Source organism: Pseudomonas sp. TMW 2.1634 (assembly GCF_001703595.1).
GTDB lineage: Bacteria > Pseudomonadota > Gammaproteobacteria > Pseudomonadales > Pseudomonadaceae > Aquipseudomonas > Aquipseudomonas fragi.
Genome location: NZ_CP016849.1, coordinates 3991963 through 4008121 on the forward strand (window position 1 = coordinate 3991963; position 16159 = coordinate 4008121).

At 59.2% G+C, this 16159-nt stretch carries 13 protein-coding genes; 12 read left to right on the forward strand and 1 reads right to left on the reverse strand.

The window, feature by feature from the left end:
• The 6 genes from BFC21_RS18835 to BFC21_RS18860 all read left to right on the forward strand — a co-directional run bounded on the left by BFC21_RS18835 (position 1) and on the right by BFC21_RS18860 (position 7039).
• The gene (locus BFC21_RS18835; RefSeq protein ID WP_083369701.1) at positions 1-1365 is read left to right on the forward strand and encodes an aspartate aminotransferase family protein; all 1365 of its coding nucleotides are present in this window, start codon (positions 1-3) and stop codon (positions 1363-1365) included.
• A gap of 184 nt (positions 1366-1549) precedes the next feature.
• The gene (locus tag BFC21_RS18840; protein ID WP_095004015.1) at positions 1550-2662 is read left to right on the forward strand and encodes a polyamine ABC transporter substrate-binding protein; all 1113 of its coding nucleotides are present in this window, start codon (positions 1550-1552) and stop codon (positions 2660-2662) included.
• Positions 2663-2928: 266 nt separating this feature from the next.
• Positions 2929-4023 (forward strand): polyamine ABC transporter substrate-binding protein, encoded by a 1095-nt coding sequence (locus BFC21_RS18845; RefSeq protein WP_088378608.1) that lies wholly within the window; start codon positions 2929-2931, stop codon positions 4021-4023.
• Between the two features lie 69 nt (positions 4024-4092).
• On the forward strand, positions 4093-5235 hold the full coding sequence (gene potA / locus BFC21_RS18850; RefSeq protein ID WP_088378609.1) for a polyamine ABC transporter ATP-binding protein: 1143 nt from the start codon (positions 4093-4095) through the stop codon (positions 5233-5235).
• The gene (locus BFC21_RS18855) at positions 5232-6152 is read left to right on the forward strand and encodes an ABC transporter permease subunit (protein ID WP_029611643.1); all 921 of its coding nucleotides are present in this window, start codon (positions 5232-5234) and stop codon (positions 6150-6152) included. The genes potA and BFC21_RS18855 overlap by 4 nt, the downstream gene beginning before the upstream one ends.
• Complete coding sequence (locus BFC21_RS18860) at positions 6149-7039, forward strand: ABC transporter permease subunit (RefSeq protein ID WP_016782811.1); 891 nt, start codon at positions 6149-6151, stop codon at positions 7037-7039. Before BFC21_RS18855 ends, BFC21_RS18860 begins: the two co-directional genes overlap by 4 nt.
• 127 nt (positions 7040-7166) lie before the next feature.
• Here BFC21_RS18860 and BFC21_RS18865 read toward each other — a convergent pair whose 3' ends face one another.
• Positions 7167-7547: a hypothetical protein gene (locus BFC21_RS18865; RefSeq protein ID WP_088378610.1), complete on the reverse strand. Its 381-nt coding sequence runs from the start codon at positions 7545-7547 to the stop codon at positions 7167-7169.
• 152 nt (positions 7548-7699) lie between these two features.
• On the opposite strand from BFC21_RS18865, the gene phoB reads away from it, so the two are divergent.
• The 6 genes from phoB to BFC21_RS18900 all read left to right on the forward strand — a co-directional run bounded on the left by phoB (position 7700) and on the right by BFC21_RS18900 (position 16142).
• Positions 7700-8392 carry a phosphate regulon transcriptional regulator PhoB gene (gene phoB / locus BFC21_RS18870; RefSeq protein ID WP_016782809.1) on the forward strand — a complete coding sequence of 231 codons (693 nt, stop codon included), beginning with the start codon at positions 7700-7702 and terminating at the stop codon, positions 8390-8392.
• 44 nt (positions 8393-8436) lie between these two features.
• On the forward strand, positions 8437-9759 hold the full coding sequence (gene phoR, locus BFC21_RS18875) for a phosphate regulon sensor histidine kinase PhoR (RefSeq protein ID WP_088378611.1): 1323 nt from the start codon (positions 8437-8439) through the stop codon (positions 9757-9759).
• Positions 9760-9858: 99 nt separating this feature from the next.
• Positions 9859-11199, forward strand: a complete 1341-nt coding sequence (locus tag BFC21_RS18880; RefSeq protein ID WP_088378612.1) for a hemolysin family protein — start codon at positions 9859-9861, stop codon at positions 11197-11199.
• Positions 11200-11464: 265 nt separating this feature from the next.
• Positions 11465-12772, forward strand: a complete 1308-nt coding sequence (locus BFC21_RS18885) for a CitMHS family transporter (RefSeq protein ID WP_088378613.1) — start codon at positions 11465-11467, stop codon at positions 12770-12772.
• A 245-nt stretch (positions 12773-13017) separates the two neighbouring features.
• Positions 13018-14676 carry a Na/Pi cotransporter family protein gene (locus tag BFC21_RS18895; RefSeq protein WP_088378614.1) on the forward strand — a complete coding sequence of 553 codons (1659 nt, stop codon included), beginning with the start codon at positions 13018-13020 and terminating at the stop codon, positions 14674-14676.
• Positions 14677-14759: 83 nt separating this feature from the next.
• Positions 14760-16142 (forward strand): pitrilysin family protein, encoded by a 1383-nt coding sequence (locus tag BFC21_RS18900; protein WP_088378615.1) that lies wholly within the window; start codon positions 14760-14762, stop codon positions 16140-16142.
• The last annotated feature ends 17 nt before the right edge of the window (positions 16143-16159 follow it).

Consider the following 16159-nt stretch of genomic DNA (forward strand, 5'->3'; position numbering starts at 1 on the left):
ATGACCAACAAGAACCCGCAAACCCTCGAATGGCAACAACTGAGCAACGATCACCACCTGGCACCGTTCAGTGACTTCAAACAGTTGAAAGAAGTCGGCCCACGCATCATCACTCACGCCAAGGGCGTGTACCTGTGGGACAGCGAAGGCCACAAGATTCTCGACGGCATGGCCGGCCTGTGGTGTGTTGCCATCGGCTATGGCCGTGACGAGCTGGCCGAAGCGGCCAGCAAGCAAATGCGTGAACTGCCGTACTACAACCTGTTTTTCATGACCGCCCACCCGCCGGTGCTTGAACTGTCCAAAGCCATCGCCGAGATCGCGCCTGAAGGCATGAACCATGTGTTCTTCACCGGCTCAGGCTCTGAAGGCAACGACACCATGCTGCGCATGGTTCGCCATTACTGGGCGATCAAGGGCCAGCCGAATAAAAAGACCATCATCAGCCGCAAGAACGGCTACCACGGCTCCACCGTGGCCGGCGCCAGCCTGGGCGGCATGACCTACATGCACGAACAGGGCGACTTGCCGATCCCGGGTATCACCCACATCCCGCAGCCGTACTGGTTCGGTGAAGGTGGCGACATGTCCCCGGAAGAGTTCGGCATCTGGGCGGCCAACCAGCTGGAAGAAAAAATCCTCGAACTGGGCGTCGACAATGTCGGTGCCTTTATTGCCGAGCCGATCCAGGGCGCAGGCGGCGTGATTGTGCCGCCCGCTACCTACTGGCCGCGCATCAAGGAAATCCTGGCCAAGTACGACATCCTGTTCGTGGCCGATGAAGTGATTTGTGGCTTCGGTCGCACTGGCGAGTGGTTCGGTAGCGATTTCTACGGCCTCAAGCCGGACATGATGACCATCGCCAAGGGTCTGACCTCGGGCTATATCCCGATGGGCGGCCTGATCGTGCGCGACGAAGTGGTCGCGGTGCTGAATGAAGGCGGCGATTTCAACCACGGTTTCACCTACTCGGGTCACCCGGTAGCCGCCGCCGTGGCGCTGGAAAACATCCGAATCCTGCGCGAAGAAAAAATTGTCGAGAAGGTCCACGCCGAAACGGCACCGTATTTGCAAAAGCGTCTGCGTGAACTGAACGATCACCCGTTGGTGGGCGAAGTGCGCGGTGTGGGCATGCTGGGTGCCATTGAACTGGTACAGGACAAAGCCACGCGCAAGCGTTATGAGGGCCGTGGTGTCGGCATGATCTGCCGGCAGTTCTGTTTCGATAACGGTCTGATCATGCGCGCAGTAGGCGACACCATGATCATTTCGCCACCCTTGGTGATCAGCAAAGACGAGATCGACGAGCTGGTGGCCAAGGCCCGTAAGTGCCTGGATCTGACCTTGGAAACGTTGCAAGGTTAACTGCTAGGCTTTGAGCGCAAGAAAACTGCGGTTTTGAAGTAGGCAATTGCGCTCAGAGCCTTAAGAATCAAGGCTCTTCCCTTGAAAGCCTGCCCCGGATCTTGCCAGACTAGCCGCCGGCTTTAGTCACCTTGAGATCAGGTCGCTGAATCGGTGGTTTAAAAGAACAATTGGAGCATTACAGATGAAGGCATCAGGTTTTAAAAAAGCTGGCAAGACCCTTCTCGCCCTCTCCTTGATGGGTGTGATGGCCGGGGCAGCTCAAGCAGCAGATAAAGTACTGCACATCTACAACTGGTCCGATTACATCGCACCTGACACCGTTAAAAAATTCGAAGACCAGACCGGTATCAAGGTGGTCTACGACGTGTTCGACAGCAACGAGACCCTTGAGGCCAAGCTGCTGGCGGGCAAGTCCGGTTACGACATCGTCGTGCCATCCAACAATTTCCTGGCCAAGCAGATCAAGGCCGGGGTTTACCAGGAGCTGGACAAGTCCAAGCTGCCTAACTGGAAAAACCTCGACCCGGCGTTGCTCAAGGCCGTTGGCGATGCCAGCGACAAAGACAACAAGCATGCCTTCCCGTACATGTGGGGCACCATCGGCATCGGCTACAACCCGGAGAAGGTCAAGGCCGCGCTGGGCGTCGATACCATCGATTCCTGGGACGTGCTGTTCAAGCCGGAGAACGCTGCCAAGCTCAAGAGCTGCGGCATAAGCTTCCTCGACTCGCCGACCGAAATGATCCCGGCTGCCCTGCACTACCTGGGCTACCCGACCAATTCGCAAGACAAGAAACAACTGGCTGAAGCCGAAGCGCTGTTCCTGAAGATTCGCCCGTCGGTGGGCTACTTCCACTCTTCCAAGTACATCTCCGACCTGGCCAACGGCAACATCTGCGTGGCCGTGGGTTACTCGGGTGACCTTGAGCAGTCCATTTCCCGCGCCAAAGAGGCCGGTGACAAGGTCAAGCTCAAGTATGCAATCCCTAAAGAAGGTGCTGGCAGCTTCTACGACATGGTCGCCATTCCCAAGGATGCCGAGAACGTCGACGCCGCCTATGCCTGGATGAATTATCTGATGCAGCCTGAAGTGATGGCCGAAATCACCAACAGCGTGCGCTTCCCCAACGGTAACAAGGCTGCAACGCCGCTGGTGAATAAGGATATCTCGGGTGACCCGAGCATTTACCCGTCCGATGAAGTGAAGGCCAAGTTGTACGCCATCAGCGATTTGCCGCCGACCACCCTGCGGTTGTTGACGCGCAGCTGGACCAAAATCAAGTCTGGTAAATAACCAAACGCTGTAGTCGCTGCCGAAGGCTGCGAAGGGTTGCGTAGCAACCCGTTGTCCGCAAGGCCCCGCGATCCCCTTCGCAGCCTGCGGCAGCGACTACGGAATTGGGCTCGAGCAGATACAAATCGGGGCTTTAAGGCAATTATTCGCGGAAAACTTTGCTGTGCAGGTTTATCGAGGGTAAGTTGCGCGCCGGTTTTGTCTTTGGCGGTTCGACTGCCGTATGACGCGGGCAACTCAGGCCCAACTATTTAGAGGACCATCACGTGTCTATATCTCTGTTTCGCAAGACCTTGCTGGTCGGAGCTGGTTTGACGCTTGCCGTCAGCGTACAAGCGGCGCCCACGGTGCATATTTACAACTGGTCGGACTACATTGCGCCGAACACGCTGGCTGACTTTGAAGCCGCGACCGGCATCAAGCCGATCTATGACGTTTTCGATTCCAACGAAACCCTGGAAGGCAAACTGCTGGCCGGGCGTACCGGTTATGACGTGGTCGTTCCGTCTAACCACTTCCTGGGCAAGCAGATCAAGGCGGGTGCGTTCCAGAAGCTCGACCTTTCGCAACTGCCGAACTATTCCAACCTCGACCCTGCCCTGCTCAAGCGCCTGCAGGCCAACGATCCGGGCAACCAGTACGCCGTACCGTACCTGTGGGGCACCAACGGGATTGGCTACAACGTCGACAAAGTCAAAGAAGTACTGGGTGTCGACAGCATCGACTCCTGGGATGTCGTATTCAAACCCGAGAACATGAAGAAGCTGACCAAGTGCGGTGTGGCCTTCCTGGATTCGGCTGACGAGATGCTGCCTACTGTCCTTAACTACTTGGGCCTGGATGCCAACAGCACCAACCCAAAGGACTACAAGAAAGCTGAAGAAGTCCTGATGTCGGTGCGTCCATACGTCACCTACTTCCACTCTTCCAAATACATTTCCGACCTGGCCAACGGCAACATCTGCGTTGCGATTGGCTTTTCCGGTGATGTGTTCCAGGCCAAGGCGCGTGCCGAGGATGCAAAAAAAGGCGTGAATATCGCCTATATCGTGCCCAAGGAGGGCGGCGCCCTGTGGTTTGACATGCTGGCCATCCCCAAGGATTCCAGCAACGTCAAGGAGGCCCACACGTTCATCAACTACCTGCTCAAGCCTGAAGTGATCGCTCAGGTCAGTGACTATGTCGGCTATGCCAACCCTAACCCGGCAGCCGACAAGGTGATGGATGAGTCCATTCGTACCGACGAAGCGGTTTACCCAACCCAGGCGGTGCTGGACAAGACATACGTCTCAACCGAGTTGCCCCCCAAGATCCAGCGTCTGATGACGCGTACATGGACCAAGGTCAAAACGGGCAAGTAATCTCGCAAGACCACCTATCCAAGGCCCGTCCATCAAGGCCGGGCTGCTAAATTTGTTGGGAGTTACGTAATGGCTGTTGCCTCCGGCGCCTATAAGAAAGCCCTCGAGGGCGACCAGACACCTAAGCAGGTGCTGGTCAAAATCGACCGGGTCACGAAGAAATTCGACGAGACGATTGCGGTGGACGATGTGTCCCTGGAAATCAACAAGGGCGAAATCTTCGCCCTGCTCGGCGGATCGGGATCGGGCAAGTCCACCTTGCTGCGCATGCTCGCCGGTTTCGAGCGCCCGACTGAGGGCCGTATTTTCCTCGATGGCGTGGACATTACGGATATGCCGCCTTATGAGCGGCCGATCAATATGATGTTCCAGTCCTATGCCCTGTTCCCGCATATGACGGTGGCGCAAAACATCGCCTTCGGCCTCAAGCAGGACAAGATGTCGACCGCCGAGATCGATGCCCGCGTGGGCGAGATGCTCAAGCTGGTCCACATGAGCCAGTACGCCAAGCGCAAACCGCATCAGTTGTCCGGTGGCCAGCGTCAGCGTGTGGCCCTGGCCCGTTCGCTGGCCAAGCGCCCGAAACTGCTGCTGCTCGATGAGCCGATGGGCGCGCTGGACAAAAAACTGCGTTCGCAAATGCAGCTCGAACTGGTGGAAATCATCGAGCGCGTGGGCGTGACCTGCGTGATGGTGACCCACGACCAGGAAGAGGCCATGACCATGGCCCAGCGCATCGCGATCATGCACCTGGGCTGGATTGCCCAGATCGGCAGCCCGATCGATATTTACGAAACCCCGGTCAGCCGTCTGGTGTGCGAGTTCATCGGCAACGTCAACCTGTTCGACGGTGAAGTGGTCGATGACGCTGAAGGCTATGCGCGCATCAAGTGCCCGGAGCTGGAGAACGACATCTACGTCGGTCACGGCGTGAGCACCTCGGTGGAAGACAAGCACACCACCTACGCCATTCGCCCGGAAAAAATGCTGGTTACCACCGAAAAGCCGACCTGCGAATACAACTGGTCGCGCGGCAAGGTGCATGACATTGCCTACCTGGGCGGGCACTCGGTGTTCTACGTCGAGCTGCCGAGCGGCAAGCTGGTGCAGTCGTTCGTGGCCAACGCCGAACGCCGTGGCGCCCGTCCGACCTGGGACGACGAAGTGTATGTGTGGTGGGAAGACGACAGCGGCGTGGTACTGCGCTCATGAACATGCGAAAGCTTAAACGCCGACTGCAACGAATAACCCCCGGTGGCCGCCATATGGTCATCGGGATTCCATTCCTGTGGCTGTTTCTGTTTTTCATGCTGCCGTTCTTCATCGTCCTGAAGATCAGCTTTGCCGAAGCGGACGTCGCGATTCCGCCGTACACCGAGATCTACAGCTACGTTGACCAGAAGATTCAGGTACTGCTGAATCTGGGCAACTACGCCATGCTGGGCGACGACGAGCTGTACATCGCCGCCTACCTGGGCTCGCTGAAGATGGCGTTCTTCAGCACGCTGCTGTGCCTGCTGATCGGCTACCCGATGGCCTATGCCATCGCCAATGCGCGCAAAGAGATGCAGACCGTGCTGGTGCTGCTGATCATGATGCCGACCTGGACCGCAATCCTGATCCGCGTTTACGCGTGGATGGGCATCCTCAGCAACAACGGCCTGCTCAATGGCTTCCTGATGTCGATGGGCTGGATCAGTGAACCCCTGCAGATCCTCAACACCAATATTGCGGTGTATATCGGCATTGTGTATTCGTACCTGCCGTTTATGATCCTGCCGCTGTACGCCAACCTTGTGAAGCACGACACCAGCCTGCTGGAAGCCGCGTCTGACCTGGGTTCGAGCACGTTTAACAGCTTCTGGAAGATCACCGTGCCGCTGTCGAAAAACGGCATTATCGCCGGCTGCATGCTGGTGTTTATCCCGGTGGTGGGCGAGTTCGTGATCCCCGAACTGCTCGGCGGCCCGGAAACCCTGATGATCGGTAAAGTGTTGTGGCAAGAGTTCTTCAACAACCGTGACTGGCCGGTAGCGTCTGCGCTTGCCGTGGTCATGCTGGCGATCCTGATCGTGCCCATCATTCTGTTCAACCGCAGCCAGGCTAAAGAGCTGGAGGGCAAGATATGAATCGCTTCCGTTTTTCTAGCTTCATGTTGGTCGCGGGGCTGTTGTTTATCTACCTGCCGATGCTGATCCTGGTGATCTACTCGTTCAACGCCTCCAAGCTGGTGACGGTGTGGGGTGGCTGGTCGCTGAAGTGGTACGTGGGCCTGCTGGACAACACGCAACTGATGGGCTCGGTGATGCGCTCGCTGGAAATCGCCCTGTACACGGCGATTGCTGCGGTGGCACTGGGCACGTTGGCGGCCTTCGTGCTGACCCGTATCAGCCGCTTCAAGGGCCGCACGCTGTTTGGCGGCCTGGTGACGGCGCCGCTGGTGATGCCCGAGGTGATTACCGGTCTGTCGCTGTTGCTGCTGTTCGTGGCGATGGCGCAGATGATTGGCTGGCCACAGGAACGTGGCCTGGTGACCATCTGGATCGCCCACACGACGTTCTGCTCGGCCTATGTGGCGGTGGTGGTGTCGTCGCGCCTGCGCGAGCTGGACCTGTCGATCGAAGAAGCGGCAATGGACCTGGGTGCCAAGCCGTGGAAGGTGTTCTTTTTGATCACCATCCCGATGATTGCGCCGTCCTTGGCGGCGGGCGCGATGATGTCCTTTGCCCTGTCGCTGGACGACCTGGTACTGGCCAGCTTTGTGTCGGGGCCGGGGTCGACGACCTTGCCGATGGAAGTGTTCTCGGCGGTGCGCCTGGGGGTCAAACCCGAGATCAACGCCGTGGCCAGCCTGATCTTGCTGGCAGTATCGCTGGTGACCTTTATGGTGTGGTTCTTCAGCCGTCGTGCCGAAGAGCACCGTAAAAAAGCCATCCAGCAGGCCATCGACGAATCGGCGGCCGAGTCCTGGAAGCAGCCGGACGTGCGTCGTCCGCAGTCGACCAGCGCCGTTTAAAGCAGCGTCATAAAAAACCTCGCCCCCCGTGACCGGGAGGCGAGGTTTTTTTATGCCTGAGATCCTGAGCCCCTCACCCCAACCCTCTCCCTTTGGGAGAGGGTCAGGGTGAGGTTTTTTGATCTTCCTAAGGCTTGGCCACCTTCCACGCCCCGTCCATTTTGCCGTCGCCGGTTTTGTCGCCAGCCTTTTTATCCATCACGAAGGTGTACAGCGGCTTGCCGTCATAGGCCCATTGCATATGGCCGTCATCGCGCTTGATGGCCGTCCACTTGCCCATGTCCATCGCCGTGCTCTCGGCGGCCAGTGGCGGCCAGTTGGCTGCGCACTTGTCATTGCACATGGATTTGCCGCCCGCATCCTTGGCGAAGGTGTAGAGCGTCATGCCTTTGTGGTCAACGAGCATGCCGTCCTTGGTCATTGCCGGTTCAGCCGCATACGCCAGTCCTGGCAAGGCAAAAGCTGCGGCCAACAGCAATGTCTTTAGGGAAAACGAGCTAGAGGTCATCGGAATCGTCCTTTTTGTGGTTGTACGATTTGAACCTAAAGCGTAGTTCACTAACCGTTAGTGCGCGGCCAATCCCCAAAGCTGTCACACGACTGCAATAATTGCGTTATCTAATGCGCCACAAGACAGTTTAATGACGAGAGGATTACGGCATGGTTGGCAGGAGCATTTTGATCGTTGATGACGAGGCGCCAATTCGCGAGATGATCGCCGTGGCCCTGGAAATGGCGGGCTACGATTGTCTTGAAGCCGATAATGCCCAGGATGCCCATGCCATTATCGTGGACCGTAAACCGGACCTGATCCTGCTCGACTGGATGCTGCCTGGCGGCACTTCGGGCATCGAACTGGCCCGTCGCCTCAAGCGCGAAGAGCTGACCAGTGATATTCCCATCATCATGCTTACGGCCAAAGGTGAGGAGGACAACAAGATTCAGGGCCTGGAAGTGGGCGCTGATGACTACATCACCAAACCGTTTTCGCCGCGTGAGCTGGTGGCTCGCCTCAAGGCCGTGCTGCGCCGTGCCGGCCCCGCCGATGCCGAGTCGCCGATCGAGATCGGCGGCCTGCTGCTCGACCCCATCAGCCACCGCGTGACCATCGACGGCACCCCGGCCGAAATGGGACCTACCGAATACCGCCTGCTGCAATTCTTCATGACCCACCAGGAGCGTGCCTACACCCGCGGCCAGTTGCTCGATCAGGTCTGGGGCGGCAATGTGTATGTGGAGGAGCGCACCGTGGACGTGCATATCCGCCGCCTGCGCAAAGCCCTCGGTGAGGCTTACGAAAATCTGGTACAAACCGTGCGTGGCACCGGTTACCGGTTTTCGACCAAGGCCTGATACCGGCTTTTTCTGACTCAACGGCAAGCAAGGACCCGCGCGACGTGAATCAAAATTGGCATGGCACTCTGATTCGCCATTTGTTGCTTCTGGTTGCTGCCTGCCTGGTGGTCGGCCTGATCAGTGGTTATTACGGCTGGAGCCTGGCCATTGGCCTGGCGTTCTATCTGGGCTGGACCCTCAAGCAATTGCTGCGCCTGCACGAATGGCTGCGTCAGCACAAACCCGACGAAGCGCCGCCCGATGGCTACGGTCTGTGGGGTGAGGTATTCGACAGCATCTACCACCTGCAGCGCCGCGACCAGCGGGTGCGCGGGCGGCTGCAAGCGGTGATCGATCGCGTGCAGGAGTCCACGGCCGCGCTCAAGGACGCGGTCATCATGCTCGACAGCGACGGCAACCTGGAGTGGTGGAACCTCGCCGCAGAGACCCTGTTGGGCCTCAAGACACCGCAGGACAGCGGCCAGCCAGTGACCAACCTGGTGCGCCACCCGCGCTTCAAGGAATACTTCGAGCAAGGTAATTACGGCGAACCGCTGGATATCCCCTCGCCGGTCAACGATCACTTGCGCATCCAGCTCTACATCACCCGCTACGGCAACAACGAGCACCTGATGCTGGTGCGCGACGTGACGCGCATTCATCAGCTGGAGCAGATGCGCAAAGACTTTATCGCCAACGTGTCCCACGAACTGCGTACGCCGTTGACGGTGATCTGTGGTTATCTCGAAACCCTGCTCGATAACGTCGACGACGTGAACCCGCGCTGGAAGCGCCCGCTGTCGCAGATGCAGCAACAGGGCGAGCGTATGCAGACCCTGCTCAACGACTTGCTGTTGCTGGCCAAGCTGGAGGCCACCGATTACCCCTCGGACAACCAGCCGGTGGCCGTCGACAGCTTGCTGCGCTCGATCAAGAGTGACGCCCAGGCGTTGTCCGGCCAGCGCAACCAGACCATCACCCTCGACGTCGAAGCCGATTGCGCGCTCAAGGGCAGCGAAGGCGAATTGCGCAGCGCGTTTTCCAACCTGGTGTTCAACGCTGTCAAATACACCCCCGATGGCGGAAGCGTGCGCATTCGCTGGTGGGCAGACAGCGCGGGCGCGCACCTGAGCGTGCAGGACTCGGGGGTGGGGATCGACAACAAGCACTTGCCGCGCCTGACCGAACGCTTCTACCGCGTCGATTCCAGCCGCAACGCCAACACCGGCGGCACCGGGCTGGGGCTGGCCATCGTCAAGCATGTGCTGCTGCGCCACCGTGCGCGGCTGGAGATCAGCAGTGTGTTGGGGCACGGCAGTACGTTCACCTGCCATTTCCCACCCGTTCAGGTGGCAAAACCTCAGCAAAAGTCGCTGGTTGACTAGGCCCTGTAGCCCTTTCCCACTAGGCAAGGGCTACATCAGCCGTTACATTGTTTGGCCATATCTCCCTATCTGTAACGACGGAACCCGTAAAACTCCATCATGGACCCTTCCCCTGGCTTGACCCTCGCGACACTCTTCGCCGACTTCGGCATGATTCTTTTTGCTCTGATCCTGGTACTGCTCAACGGTTTTTTCGTTGCGGCGGAATTTGCCATGGTCAAATTGCGTTCCACCCGGGTTGAGGCAATTGCCGAAGACAACGGCTGGCGCGGGCAGATCCTGCGCACCGTACACAGTCAGCTCGACGCCTACCTGTCTGCCTGCCAGCTGGGTATTACCCTGGCCTCGCTGGGCCTTGGCTGGGTCGGCGAGCCGGCGTTTGCGCACATCCTGGAGCCGCTGCTGGGCGCCATCGGCGTGTCGTCGCCGGAAGTGATCAAGGGCGTATCGTTCTTTACCGCCTTCTTTATCATTTCCTACCTGCATATCGTGGTCGGTGAGCTGGCACCCAAGTCGTGGGCCATCCGCAAGCCCGAGACCCTGTCGCTGTGGACCGCCGTGCCGCTGTACCTGTTCTACTGGGCCATGTACCCGGCGATTTACCTGCTTAACGCCAGCGCCAACGCGATCTTGCGTATTGCCGGCCAGGGCGAGCCCGGTGCCCATCATGATCACGCTTACAGCCGTGAAGAACTCAAGCTGATCCTGCACTCCAGCCGTGGCCAGGACCCGAGTGACCAGGGCATGCGTGTTTTGGCGTCGGCCGTGGAAATGGGCGAGCTGGAAGTGGTCGACTGGGCCAATTCCCGCGAAGACCTGGTGACCCTGGACTCCAAGGCACCGCTCAAGGAAATCCTCGCGCTGTTCCGTCGCCACAAGTTCAGCCGCTACCCGGTCTACGATGCCGACACCAACACGTTCGTCGGTTTGTTGCATATTAAGGACCTGCTGCTGGAGCTGGCCGACCTCGATCACCTGCCCGAAACCTTCAACCTTGAAGAACTGACCCGGCCGCTGGAGCGTGTGTCGCGGCACATGCCGCTGAGCCAGTTGCTGGAGCAGTTCCGCAAGGGCGGCGCGCACTTTGCCCTGGTTGAAGAGGCTGACGGCAAGGTGGTGGGTTACCTGACGATGGAAGACGTGCTGGAAGTGCTGGTGGGTGATATCCAGGACGAACACCGCAAGGCCGAGCGCGGCATCCTCTCGTATCAGCCGGGCAAGCTGCTGGTACGCGGCGACACGCCGTTGTTCAAGATCGAACGCCTGCTGGGTGTAGACCTGGACCACGTTGAAGCCGAAACCGTCGCAGGCCTGATCTACGACACCCTCAAGCGGGTGCCTGCAGAAGAAGAACAACTGGAAGTTGAAGGCCTGCGCATCATCATCAAAAAGATGAAAGGCCCGAAAATCGTCCTGGCCAAAGTCCTGAAGCTGGACTGACCGCCACACAACCTGTGGGAGCGGGCTTGCTCGCGATACAAACGATGCGGTCCAGCCGTTGAACCGCGTCGACACCATCGCGAGCAAGCCCGCTCCCACAGGGGTAATGCAAATCTCCCCTCCCTCTCCTGTAAGAACTTTTACCAGCGAAAGCTGGCTGAAAGCATTCCCCTCTAGCATCACGTCATTGCCGGCAACAGACCGGTTGGCCTGCCACGCGTAAACACGCGGTCAGAGCCCTACTACAACAATAATGGTGACTGTTATGCTGACCTTCCTTGGCTTTGCCATGGTCATTACCTTTATGTATTTGATCATGACCAAGCGCCTGTCTGCCCTGATCGCCCTGATCCTGGTGCCCATCCTGTTTGCCGTGTTCGGCGGTTTCGCCCCGAAAATCGGCCCGATGATGCTCGAAGGCATCACCAAGCTGGCCCCGACCGGGGTGATGCTGATGTTCGCCATCCTCTACTTTGCCTTGATGATCGACTCCGGCCTGTTTGACCCGGCGGTGCGCAAGATCCTCAAGCTGGTTAAGGGCGACCCGCTGAAAATCTCGGTGGGCACGGCGGTGCTGGCGCTGGTGGTGTCCCTGGATGGCGACGGCGCGACCACCTACATGATTTGCGTGGCCGCCATGCTGCCGCTCTACAGCCGCATCGGCATGAGCCCGCGGATTATGGCCGGCTTGATCATCCTGGCGGGTGGCGTGATGAACATGACGCCCTGGGGCGGCCCGACCGCCCGCGCGGCGAGTGCGCTGCATGTCGACCCGTCGGACATCTTTGTGCCGATGATCCCGGCCATGCTCGCAGGCTGCGCGGCGATCCTGGTCATCGCGTGGTTCTACGGCAAACGCGAGCGTGCGCGCCTGGGCGAATTGCACCTGCACGGTGACGAAATCGACCACAGCGAGATCAGCGTTTCCCAATACCCGGATGCCCGTCGACCAAAACTGATCTGGTTCAACGGTGCGTTGACCCTGGCCCTGATGGTTGCGCTCATTGCTGGCCTGCTGCCTTTACCCGTGTTGTTCATGGTCGCGTTCAGTATCGCGATGATCGTCAACTACCCGTGCCTGCAGCAGCAAAAAGACCGCGTAGCGGCCCACGCGGGCAGCGTGCTGGCGGTGGTCGGGCTGATTTTTGCGGCGGGTATCTTTACCGGCATCCTGTCGGGCACCGGCATGGTCGATGCCATGTCCAAAAGCCTGCTGGCGGTGATTCCGCCTGCGCTCGGGCCGTATCTGGCGGTGATTACCGCGCTGGTGAGCATGCCGTTCACCTTCTTCATGTCCAATGATGCGTTCTACTACGGCGTACTGCCTGTATTGGCCGAAGCTGCCAGCCACTATGGCATCACCGCCGCCGAAATGGCCCGTGCCTCGATTGTGGGCCAGCCGGTGCATTTGCTCAGCCCGTTGGTGCCTTCCACCTACCTGCTGGTGGCCTTGGCCGGCATCGAGTTTGGCGACCACCAGCGTTTCACCCTCAAGTGGGCGATCCTGGTGTGCCTGGTCATCATGGTTGCGGCGCTGCTGCTGGGGACGTTCCCGGTGTTCAGCACGCTGTAACCCCCTCCGGTGTGGGAGTGGGCTTGCTCGCGATGCAAACGACGCGGTGTTTGAGTTAAACCGTGTCGAAGCCATCGCGGGCAAGCCCGCTCCCACAGGTTCAGCATTGTCCAGAAGTGTTTCAACCCTCCGCCAGCTATGCGATGCTGGCGCTCTGCTCATTTGCCGACTACATCTTAAGAAACATCTGTAGGAACGGCCCGCAGCTATCTGATCCTTAGACACATCCAATACAGGGAGCCAGCATGCTGACCCTGCTCAATCTGCTTTCCGCCGTGACCTTGCTCATCTGGGGCACGCACATCGTCCGAACCGGCATCCTGCGGGTCTACGGTACCAACCTGCGCCATGTCATCGGGCAAAACGTCTCCCGGCGCATGTTCGCCTTTGTCGCCGGGATCGTGGTCACGGCCATGGTGCAAAGCAGCAACGCCACGGCCATGCTGGTCACGTCCTTTGTCGGCCAGGGGTTGATGGCACTGACCCCTGCCTTGGCCACCATGCTCGGCGCCGATGTCGGGACCGCCTTGATGGCCCGGGTGCTGACCTTTGACCTGTCATGGCTGTCGCCGCTGTTGATTTTCCTGGGCGTGATTTTCTTTTTGACCCGCAAGCAAACCCGCGCCGGGCAACTGGGGCGGGTAGGCATTGGCCTGGGCCTGATCATCCTGGCGCTGCAACTGATCGTCGAAGCCGCCACGCCCATCACCCATGCCCAGGGCGTGAAGGTGATTTTTGCTTCGTTGACCGGCGATATCCTGCTCGATGCTCTGGTCGGCGCCCTGTTCGCAATGGTGTCCTACTCCAGCCTGGCGGCCGTGCTGCTGACCGCCACACTGGCCGGTGCGGGTGTTATCAGCCTGCATGTCGCCATCGGCCTGGTGATTGGCGCCAATATCGGCAGCGGCGTGCTGGCGTTTCTCAGCACCAATATGCAGAACGCGGCAGGCCGCCAGGTGGCCTTGGGCAGCCTGCTGTACAAGCTGATCGGCCTGCTGCTGATCATGCCCGTGCTCGACCCGCTGGTGGCCTGGATGGACAGCCTGAGCTACAGCGCCCAGGAGCTGGTGATCGGCTTTCACCTGCTCTACAACACCGCCCGCTGTTTCCTGATGTTGCCCACAGTCGGCCTGATGGCGCGTATTTGCGCCTGGCTGCTGCCCGAGCGCGAGCAAGCCAACGGCGTTGCCAAACCGCGCCATCTGGACCCTGCTGCTCTTGATACACCGAGCCTGGCCCTGACCAACGCGGTACGCGAAACCCTGCGCATTGGCGACCTGATCGATACCATGTTGGTCAATATGCTCGACGTTCTGCGCGGCAAGCAAACCGCCATCACCCAGGAAATGCGCACCTTGAGTGATGAAGTCGAAATACTCTACAGCGCGGTCAAACTGTATCTGGCGCAAATGCCGCGAGAGGACCTGAGCGAACAGGACAGTCGACGCTGGGCCGAAATCATCGAATTGGCGATCAACCTCAAGCTTGCCAGCGATGTGATCGAGCGCATGCTGCGCAAAGTCCAGCAGCAGAAAACCTCGCAGCGCCGCTCGTTTTCAGAAACAGGGCTGGAGGAGCTGGTGGGCCTGCAAACCCAGTTGATCGAAAACCTGCGCCTTGGGCTCACGGTCTTTCTCAGCTCCGACGTGCAAAGCGCTCGCCAGTTGCTGCGTGAAAAACGCCGTTTTCGCGCCCAGGAGCGGCGTTTGGCCCACGCCCATGTGAGCCGTCTGCAGCGTAAAGTCACACAAAGTATCGAGACCAGTTCCATGCACCTGGAGCTGATCGCGGACATGAAACGCCTCAACTCGCTGTTTTGCGGCAGCGCTTACGTGGTGCTGGAGACCTCTGAAACCGGGGCCCTGGAGCTGGACGACGCAGCCGACACGCAACATTCGCCTTGAACGTTGTACGTTGGGCTGTTGTCAGCCGTTATGCAGCGACTAAGCTGCACGGGCTCAGGGATTCGAGAATTCAGGGATTTTTTATGCGTTGCCTGCTGTTTATCTGTTTGTTGCTTGGCGCTGCCCAGGGTTTTGCCCTGGATCGTTACAGCGTCGAGGGCTACCAACTGCCCAATGGCCTGCAACTGATCCTCAAGCCCAACAACGATCGCGGACATGTGGCCATCCGTTTGGTGGTGGGGGTTGGCCTGGACGACTTTTCGTGTGCCGATCAGCAATTGCCCCATCTGCTGGAGCATCTGCTTTTCAGCGGTATCGATGACACCGGCGAAGGTGGCCTGGAGGAGCGCATGCAGGCCCTGGGTGGCGAATGGAACGCCTTTACCAGCAGCGCCGACACCACCTTTGTGATCGAAGCCCCGGCCAAAAACCAACGCAAGATCCTCGACCTGCTGCTAGGGCTGCTGACCCGCACGCAATTGACCGAACAACGCATCAACGATGCCAAGCAAGTGGTCGAGCGTGAAGACGGTGGCCATTATTCGCATTTGCAGCGCTGGCTCGACCGCCAGGACCTTGGCCACAGTGCCAGCAACCAACTGGCCGTCGAGCTGGGCCTTAAATGCGCCGAGCGGGCCGAAGTCCATGACCTTACGCGCCAGCAACTGGAGGCCGTGCGCCAGAACTGGTATGCGCCCAACAATATGACGCTGATTATCGTCGGCGACCTTGACCGGCTGCTGCCCGCCTATCTGGAGCGCACTTACGGCGCTCTTGAGCCGGTTGAGCCCAGCGAGCACCGGCCACTGGCCGGGATTGATGCCAAGGCTGAGGCCGAGCGCGAACTGGTGCGGGGCGTGGTGGGGAATACCGCGACCTTGCATTGGCTGTTCCCTGAGCCTGTGATCGAGGGGCAGTCCGACGAAACCTGGATCCTGCTGCGTGATTACCTGGAGTGGGCGCTCTACAGCGAACTGCGGCTCAAGCATGGCTTGTCTTACGGTCCCTGGGCCGAGCGGGAAGTGTTTGGTGGCGTGAGCTTTTTAAGCCTCAATGCCGACCTTGAGCGCGAGAACGTGGCGCAAGCCCGGCAGGTGATGGAGCAACTCAAGGCGCGTTTGCTCAAGGACGGGCTGGACCCGCAGATTTTTGCCCGGCTCAAAAACACCGCCATCTCCCGCCAGGCCTGGACAGTGCAAGGCAGCAGCGCGTTGGCCGACTACTACTGGGCATCCCTGGGTGACTACGATGAGGGCCGTTTCGCCGACCCTGCCAGGCAGTTGCAAGCCATCAGCCTCAAGCAGGCCAACGTAGCGCTGCGCGAGCTGTTGGCCGAGCCGGGCTATGTACGCATCGAAAAACCGCTGTTCAGTTACCACAGCATGAGCCTGGCCATTCTGAGTGGGCTGGCGTTGCTGATTATCGCCGTGGTGAGTTGGCGCATCTGGCGTCGGACCAAGCGTTGATTGCCCGAGTCGTAAAC